Annotated in this window: 11 protein-coding genes; 8 read left to right on the top strand and 3 right to left on the bottom strand. The window is 52.7% G+C overall.

Features of this window, described 5'->3' with window-relative positions; genetic code table 11:
• The 4 genes from QZ279_RS12990 to QZ279_RS12975 form a co-directional block, all read left to right on the top strand.
• On the top strand, positions 1-227 hold a 227-nt coding region (locus tag QZ279_RS12990), incomplete at its 5' end, for a S1 RNA-binding domain-containing protein (protein ID WP_293451542.1).
• A gap of 263 nt (positions 228-490) precedes the next feature.
• Entirely contained in the window at positions 491-1375 is an 885-nt protein-coding gene (locus QZ279_RS12985) for an arginase family protein (RefSeq protein WP_293451540.1), read from the top strand.
• Positions 1376-1486: 111 nt separating this feature from the next.
• Positions 1487-1732 (top strand): hypothetical protein, encoded by a 246-nt coding sequence (locus QZ279_RS12980; protein ID WP_293451538.1) that lies wholly within the window; start codon positions 1487-1489, stop codon positions 1730-1732.
• A gap of 23 nt (positions 1733-1755) precedes the next feature.
• The gene (locus tag QZ279_RS12975) at positions 1756-2031 is read left to right on the top strand and encodes a hypothetical protein (protein WP_293451536.1); all 276 of its coding nucleotides are present in this window, start codon (positions 1756-1758) and stop codon (positions 2029-2031) included.
• A gap of 122 nt (positions 2032-2153) precedes the next feature.
• Here the strand turns inward: QZ279_RS12975 and QZ279_RS12970 are convergent, their stop codons facing one another.
• Positions 2154-2756, bottom strand: coding sequence for a class I SAM-dependent methyltransferase (locus QZ279_RS12970; protein WP_293451534.1), 603 nt, complete (start codon positions 2754-2756; stop codon positions 2154-2156).
• 281 nt (positions 2757-3037) lie between these two features.
• Here QZ279_RS12970 and ihfB point away from each other — a divergent pair, with 281 nt between their 5' ends.
• The 4 genes from ihfB (at position 3038) to trpB (ending at position 5671) form a co-directional block, all read left to right on the top strand.
• Entirely contained in the window at positions 3038-3319 is a 282-nt protein-coding gene (ihfB, locus tag QZ279_RS12965) for an integration host factor subunit beta (RefSeq protein WP_293451532.1), read from the top strand.
• Between the two features lie 3 nt (positions 3320-3322).
• A complete protein-coding gene (locus tag QZ279_RS12960) occupies positions 3323-3673 on the top strand; it encodes a lipopolysaccharide assembly protein LapA domain-containing protein (protein ID WP_293451530.1) in 351 nt (116 codons plus the stop codon).
• A 5-nt stretch (positions 3674-3678) separates the two neighbouring features.
• Positions 3679-4371 carry a phosphoribosylanthranilate isomerase gene (locus QZ279_RS12955; RefSeq protein WP_293451528.1) on the top strand — a complete coding sequence of 231 codons (693 nt, stop codon included), beginning with the start codon at positions 3679-3681 and terminating at the stop codon, positions 4369-4371.
• 61 nt (positions 4372-4432) lie between these two features.
• The gene (gene trpB, locus QZ279_RS12950) at positions 4433-5671 is read left to right on the top strand and encodes a tryptophan synthase subunit beta (RefSeq protein ID WP_293451526.1); all 1239 of its coding nucleotides are present in this window, start codon (positions 4433-4435) and stop codon (positions 5669-5671) included.
• Between the two features lie 188 nt (positions 5672-5859).
• On the opposite strand, the gene QZ279_RS12945 is transcribed toward trpB, so the two are convergent.
• Positions 5860-6642, bottom strand: coding sequence for an anti-sigma factor (locus QZ279_RS12945; protein WP_293451524.1), 783 nt, complete (start codon positions 6640-6642; stop codon positions 5860-5862).
• Positions 6639-7106: an RNA polymerase sigma factor gene (locus tag QZ279_RS12940; RefSeq protein ID WP_293451522.1), complete on the bottom strand. Its 468-nt coding sequence runs from the start codon at positions 7104-7106 to the stop codon at positions 6639-6641. The genes QZ279_RS12945 and QZ279_RS12940 overlap by 4 nt, the downstream gene beginning before the upstream one ends.
• Positions 7107-7200 lie beyond the last annotated feature (94 nt).

Below are 7200 nucleotides of genomic sequence, written 5' to 3'. Positions count from 1 at the left end.
ACCTGTCCCGTGACCGTGCAGAGCAGCGCCCAGAGCGTTTCTCCGTTGGCGACAAGGTTGATGTTCGCATCACGAACGTCGACGCGAAGACACGTCGCTTGGGTGTGTCCGTTAAGGCGCGCGAGATTGCAGAAGAAAAAGAAGCGGTACAGCAGTACGGTTCCTCTGACTCTGGTGCATCCTTGGGCGATATCCTTGGCGCAGCTTTGAAGTCTGACGACGAGTAAGCGTTAACGCTTTAGAAATTAGAAAGGCCCCGAGGGAGTTATCCTTCGGGGCCTTTTTACGTTTGATGGGAAGGGCGACTACGCGGCCACAAGGCCCCCAGAAAGCCCTGCGCGAATACTCGTATTTTTGTTGACAGTTTCTTTTATGCTGGCAGGATCATCTTTCAAAAGAGAGAAGATCAATGGCCAAAAAACCTGACCTTGCTGCGCTATTCGGAGCCACAAATGCGGACACCTTTTTAGGATTGCCTGCATGCAACGACATGACGGATATTGACGCATCTTCTGCTTTTATCGGGGCCCCATGCGCGACGCCTTACGGATCAGTTGGTGCCTATGCACAAAACGGGCCAGCTTCTCTTCGGACAGCAATTGCGTCGCTTACAGCGAATATAGACCGACACAATTTTGATCTTGGCGGACCGACGTTTCCAAAGGGTACAAAACGCGCCGTTGATTGTGGTGATCTGCCATGGAGCGAAACCGATTTTTCAGCCAATCGCCAAACGATCCAAAATGCTGTGTCATCCGTTCTTGCATGTGATGTCATCCCCATTGTCGTGGGCGGAGATGATTCAATCCCCATCCCGATGTTGCAAGCGATGGGCAGTACGGGAAAAAAATACACTGTTTTACAAATAGATGCGCACATTGATTGGCGCGACACGCACATGGGTGAAAATATGGGGCTATCCTCCACGATGCGGCGCGCCTCTGAAATGGATCATATCGAAAAGATCATTCAGGTTGGCGCGCGCGGGATCGGTTCTGGGCATTCATCTGATTATGAAGACGCGGTTGCGTGGGGGAGCATCTTCTTTACGGGCCCTGATATCCATGCCCGAGGGATTAGACAGGTCATCGATCAAATAGATTTGGGAACCAATGTTATCTTGTGCATCGACATCGACGCGCTTGATCCGTCAATTGCAGCAAATACGATTGGTCGCGCGCCGGGGGGCTTGAGTTATTATCAAGCTTTGGAATTGATTAGCGGCGCGGCAGAACGCGGCCGAATTGCAGCGGTTGATTTTGTGGAAATTATGCCAGAAGTGGACATTGATGGTTTGGGCGGGCTGACAGTTTCTAGGTTGGTTGCTGCAACGATGGGGATTTTGGCGCGCCAGCAAGCAGAACCGCTGTCTTGATCGTGCGTAAATTAGAAATGCATAGTGCGCGTTGTGTGGAGTGGGGAAATTAGCGATTTTTTCAATTTCTTAAGAGGGTGGGACGGGTATCGAAATGCCGACGTCGCGCGCATGAATATGCGCTATGATTTTATTGTAGCCCCTTTCAAACCGTTCATAGAGGATGCAAAAGTTCTGGATATTGCGTCCCATGATGGCCGTTGGAGTTATGCGTTGGCCGGTGCGGGCGCAGCGCATGTTTACGGTATAGAGGAGCGCGAAGAACTGATCGGTTCTATAACGCGTTTCCCGACTCGGATTTTAAGCAACGCGTCACTTTTAAGCACAGCGATTTATATAGAGAACTCGATCGGCTGATCGAACGGCCAGAAACCTTTGACGTGGTCGCACTGTATGGCATTTTATATCATGTGATGGATCACTACGGACTGCTCGCAAAAGTCAAAATGCTGGGGTCGAAGGTGGTGATTATCGACAGCAAGTTTATTTCGAAATCCAACCCCATGATCCAATTGAACCGTGAACGTACAGACAATGTTCTGAATACAACGGGGCATGTTCCAAACCAAGTGACCACTTTGGTGGGGATACCAAGTACGGGTGCTCTAGAGCGCATGGCATCGGTGTTGGACTATGATCGATCTTGTCTGGTCTGATTGGGATGCGCTTCCAGAGGACGAGCGGCGTGGTTTGGGGGACTATTATCGCGATACCCCAAAGCGCCGCAGGACATGTGCGCTGTACCCGCGCGTATCAGATGCGTGAAGCGCCCCGCATTTCAAGCAATCATGAACACATCATAGCGTGTCGATTTGCCGAGGATCTGGTGAGAACACGCGCGTACGTCCTCTATCGGGTCAGCCTTTGCAGGCCATTTTAAGACCACGCGATTGCGCGCGCAATTCAGCGCGATGCGCACTAAATCTGCGGCGTCCTCATCGGTTCCGACAATCTCGCGCACTTGACGTAATTCGCGTTTCACCAACGCCGAGTTTTTACGGGGAGGGTGCATTGGGTCGATTAAGATTGCTTGGGCCGACAGATCCGGCAGCAGGTCTTTTGCGTCACCGTGCAAGAGTGTCATGCTTTCGATTATCTCTCGAAACGCGCCGCCCTCGTCGAAGGCGCGTTCCATGCCTTGAACAAGCAGGGCGTGCATCTGAGCGGAGCGTTCGATCATGGTGACCTGCGCGCCAAGTGACGCCAACAAAAATGAATCCCGCCCCAAGCCTGCCGTTGCATCAATGATGCTGGGTGTTTTGCCAGCACGCAGTCCCATCGCCTTTGCCAAGTCTTGTCCTCGCCCGCCACCAAACCGCAGACGATGCCCGACAGCACCGCTTACGAAATCGACCCGAAGCACTGTTTCGCGCTGCGTCATGCTGATCCTAGGGAGGCAAATATCATGAGGGATAAACTGAACATTCTTAAGCCTGTAAGACGTTAAGCGAATCGCGACAAGGGATGTTGTAGTTGCCTTTCAGGGTGTTCTGCACCTGAATTTGAGAGAGATTTGCGAGGTCCGGGGCACGAAACTGCGCAAGAATTGACTGTTTTGGGGTATTCTGACGGTTCAGGCTTTTAAGACGCGTGAAAATTCCTATAGTTGTGAGGTAAATAACTCGCTACCACGCGAATAAGAATACTAGGGGACACTGCGTTATGATCCGGTCTGAATTGATCCAAAAGCTTGCTGACGAAAACCCACATCTCTATCAACGTGATGTTGAACGTATTGTTAATACTGTTTTTGAAGAAATCACGGATACGATGGCGCGCGGTGACCGTGTCGAGCTTCGCGGCTTCGGTGCTTTCTCTGTCAAAAAGCGTGACGCGCGTGTGGGTCGTAACCCGCGTACGGGTGAGTCTGTGCCTGTCGAAGAAAAACATGTTCCCTTCTTTAAAACCGGAAAACTGCTGCGTGATCGGCTAAACGGAAAGTAATCAATGCGTTATATTAAGTATGTCTTGCTCGCTGTTATTGCGGTGGTTCTGATTTCTGTATCTTTGGCGAACCGTGAAATGGTGAACCTTGAATTGTTGCCGACTGAAATGGCCGGTTTGATGGGATACAATTATTCTATCGATATGCCTTTGTTCGTTGTAATATTTGGTGGCGTTGGTGTTGGCTTGTTGATCGGCTTCCTTTGGGAGTGGATCCGCGAGTACAAGCAGCGCGCCGAGGCCGCAGCGCAGCTTCGCGAGATGAATGCTATGCGCCGTGAGATCAAGAACCTGAAAGCGGAAAAGCACGAGGGCAAAGATGACGTCCTTGCGCTACTAGACGAGGCCAGCTGAGCGATATGCCAGTTTTGGTCGGCCCCGGAACGGGGACTGCGCAGGCTTCAACATGTTCTGTAAAAATTTGCGGCCTGTCAAATCCTAGCGATATTCAAGCCGCTGCTGCGGCTGGGGCATCCTACATTGGTTTTGTCTTTTTCAAAAAATCACCACGTAACGTCAGCATCGAGGCTGCACGCTTGCTCGCAATTGAGGTGCCTATGGGCATTGCTAAGGTTGCGCTTGTTGTTGATGCGAATGACGGTGAGTTGGACGAAATAACGTCGACCGTGCCTTTGGATATTTTACAGCTGCACGGGCATGAAACCCCTGCGCGTGTTGCACAAATCAAATCCCGTTATGGTTTGCCTGTGATGAAGGCTGTTGGCGTGGCCGATGAAGGTGATCTAGCGGCGCTGGATGACTACGCGGCGGTCGCAGATATGCTGTTGGTTGATGCCAAACCCCCAAAGAACGCGGACTTGCCGGGGGGCAATGGACTTGCCTTTGATTGGCGTTTGATTGCGGGGCGGCAATGGACGGTGCCTTGGATGCTGGCGGGTGGTTTGCGTCCTGACAATGTGGCCGAAGCGATCAGGTTGACGGGTGCGCAACAGGTAGATGTAAGTTCGGGCGTCGAATCTGCGACAGGTGTTAAACATGCGGGTCTGATTCAGACCTTTGTCGAAGAAGCGCAGGGCCTTTCTGCGACCTAACACCGCTTTACGTGGGCGGATGCGCGCTCTATCAATCACAAAACTCAAAAAGGATATACCAATGGCTGATGATCTTTTTAATTCTTTCATGAATGGCCCTGATGAGAATGGCCGTTTTGGTGATTTCGGTGGACGTTTCGTGTCTGAAACCTTGATGCCCCTGATCCTGTCGCTTGAGGAAGAGTACGAAAAGGCCAAGACGGACGATAGTTTCTGGGCTGAAATGAACGACCTGTGGACGCATTACGTTGGCCGTCCCAGCCCGCTTTATTATGCAGAACGTTTGACCGAACACCTTGGCGGCGCAAAAATCTACATGAAGCGTGACGAGCTGAACCACACAGGCGCGCATAAAATTAACAACGTGCTGGGCCAGATTATATTGGCGCGCCGCATGGGCAAGACGCGGATCATCGCAGAAACTGGTGCGGGTCAGCACGGGGTTGCGACCGCGACGGTTTGTGCGAAGTTTGGTCTGAAATGCATCGTGTACATGGGCGCGCATGATGTTGAACGCCAAGCGCCAAACGTGTTCCGCATGAAGCTGCTTGGTGCTGAAGTGATCCCCGTGACCTCAGGTCGTGGTACGTTGAAAGACGCGATGAATGATGCGTTGCGCGATTGGGTGACCAACGTGCGCGATACGTTCTATTGCATCGGTACAGTTGCTGGCCCACATCCGTATCCTGCGATGGTGCGTGATTTCCAATCCATTATTGGCAAGGAAACCCGCGAACAGATGCACGCGGCCGAGGGGCGTTTGCCCGATACGCTGATCGCGTCCATCGGTGGTGGTTCCAACGCGATGGGTCTGTTCTATCCGTTCCTAGACGACACATCTGTGAACATCATTGGTGTCGAAGCGGGCGGCAAGGGCGTGAACATGAAGATGGAGCATTGCGCGTCTCTCACAGGTGGACGCCCCGGTGTTCTGCACGGTAATCGCACGTATTTGCTGCAAGATGACGATGGTCAGATTCTAGAGGGATATTCGATCTCAGCGGGTCTGGATTATCCGGGCATCGGGCCAGAGCATGCATGGCTGCACGAAATTGGCCGCGCGAAATATGTGTCGATCACAGACAAAGAAGCGCTTGAGGCGTTTCAACTGTCGTGCGCTTTGGAAGGTATCATTCCTGCGCTCGAGCCGTCACACGCATTGGCCCATGTGATGAAGATCGCGGGCGATCTGCCTAAAGATCATTTGCTGGTCATGAATATGTGTGGACGCGGTGACAAAGATATCTTCTCTGTTGCGCGCCACTTGGGCTTTGACATGAGCGGTCAAGACGGCCGCTAAAACCTTTCAAAGCGAGACGTTTTAAAAGGCGTTCCTTCGGGAGCGCTTTTTTTGCGTTTGGTGCATAAACTCGGGGTATAGGCCGCTAAACTGTTGGGGGATGCGCTGCGATACACCCCTGGAACACGCAGTCAGATTCTAAGCCTTTTCATCGACGATTTGATGCAGGATTCATTGGTGCCTACGCCCTAGATGAGTGGTGCAGCGATCCTTGCTAGGTTTTCGAGCACGTCAGGTGCGCCACCCACGAGGGCAAAGCTGCCGGTTGCGGATTTCCAAGTTGCCATATGGATTGCCCCGAAGGTTTTAAGCGCAGTGTCTGCCGCGCCACCGGACCCGTTTTGCAACGCGCACAGCGCAATGACAGCACCGTTTGCATCCGTGTAGAGCAATTGCGCGACGGGTTTTCCAGCCGCCACAAGCAAGCGCGCGCCTTGGAACGTCCAACCTGCGTTAGCGAGGTCAGGCACCGTGAAGGCCACACCGATTTCTTTGCCCAGCCACGTTTTGATGTGATCCTTTTCGGATGCTTGCACTTCGATTAAATGGCGTGTTTGGCGTGCATAGACTTGATGATACTCTGCAACGTCAGCAAGCCAACTGCGGTTGGTTGCGATTTGCAAAGGTGGCGCGACGCTCTGCGTTATCCATGTTGTGGCACTGCCCAAGAAGACGCCTAGAAGCAGCATAGCGGCCAAGGCCTTCCACGGCGTGCGGTTGGTGTTTGCGACAACAGGCGCTGACATCATATTGTCACCCAAAGCGGGTGGGGCAGGCATGTCCAGTAAGCCGTCAAAAGCATCGCGCATGTCGTCATTCAGCGCAAAGAGTGCGTCCAGTTCTGCGGCGATCGCAGGGTCTTGCGCGGCGGCTTTATCAACCTCTGCGCGTTCTTCGTCGTTCAACGCACCGTCGACATATGCACTTAGCCAAACGAGCAGTTCTTCACCGAGAGGGGCGTGATCGTTCATCTGCGGGCTCCTCCTTGTTGTGTAAGTGCTGCGCGTAGTTTCTGGCGTGCGGATGAGAGGCGTGACATGACGGTGCCAATCGGGATGTCCATGATTTCTGCGGTTTCTGAATAACTGTGGCCCTCAACCGCGACGAGCAACACAACGGTGCTAAACCCTTCGGGCAATAGGGCGATTTGTGCCAAGACCTGATTTGCGTAGGCGGTTGTTTGGCTATCACCTGAGGTTTGCAACGCGTCGCTTGTTGCAGCATCTTCCTGGCCTTGTCCAACACGGGTTTTGCGTTTTCGCGTTTTGTCGATCCAGACATTGCGCATCAAACGATACATCCACGCGTCCAGTTTGGTGCCGCTTTGCCATTGATCGGCGCGCGTGAGGGCGCGTGTATAGGATGTTTGAACCAAATCATCCGCATCTGGCCAATCGCGTGTCAATGACCATGCGAAACGGCGCAAGCGCGGCATCAAAGGGATCAAACCATCTGCTAACGCGTTCTCAATTCTGTCCTAGTTTGGAGAATGCGCCAGCTTAGGCTGCAAAAGCCGAAGCTGGCAACAC

The sequence above is a fragment of the Planktotalea sp. genome, from assembly GCF_018607965.1.
Lineage (GTDB): Bacteria > Pseudomonadota > Alphaproteobacteria > Rhodobacterales > Rhodobacteraceae > Planktotalea.
This window is presented reverse-complemented; position numbering and strand designations above follow the sequence as displayed.

Bases quoted from the DNA above. Each gene is read 5' to 3' on its own strand.
- QZ279_RS12985 (WP_293451540.1), top strand. From the start codon at position 491: ATGACGGATATTGACGCATCTTCTGCTTTTATCGGGGCCCCATGCGCG.
- QZ279_RS12980 (WP_293451538.1), top strand. From the start codon at position 1,487: ATGAATATGCGCTATGATTTTATTGTAGCCCCTTTCAAACCGTTCATA.
- QZ279_RS12970 (WP_293451534.1), bottom strand. From the start codon at position 2,756: ATGACGCAGCGCGAAACAGTGCTTCGGGTCGATTTCGTAAGCGGTGCT.
- ihfB (WP_293451532.1), top strand. From the start codon at position 3,038: ATGATCCGGTCTGAATTGATCCAAAAGCTTGCTGACGAAAACCCACAT.
- QZ279_RS12960 (WP_293451530.1), top strand. From the start codon at position 3,323: ATGCGTTATATTAAGTATGTCTTGCTCGCTGTTATTGCGGTGGTTCTG.
- QZ279_RS12955 (WP_293451528.1), top strand. From the start codon at position 3,679: ATGCCAGTTTTGGTCGGCCCCGGAACGGGGACTGCGCAGGCTTCAACA.
- trpB (WP_293451526.1), top strand. From the start codon at position 4,433: ATGGCTGATGATCTTTTTAATTCTTTCATGAATGGCCCTGATGAGAAT.
- QZ279_RS12945 (WP_293451524.1), bottom strand. From the start codon at position 6,642: ATGAACGATCACGCCCCTCTCGGTGAAGAACTGCTCGTTTGGCTAAGT.
- QZ279_RS12940 (WP_293451522.1), bottom strand. From the start codon at position 7,106: ATGCCGCGCTTGCGCCGTTTCGCATGGTCATTGACACGCGATTGGCCA.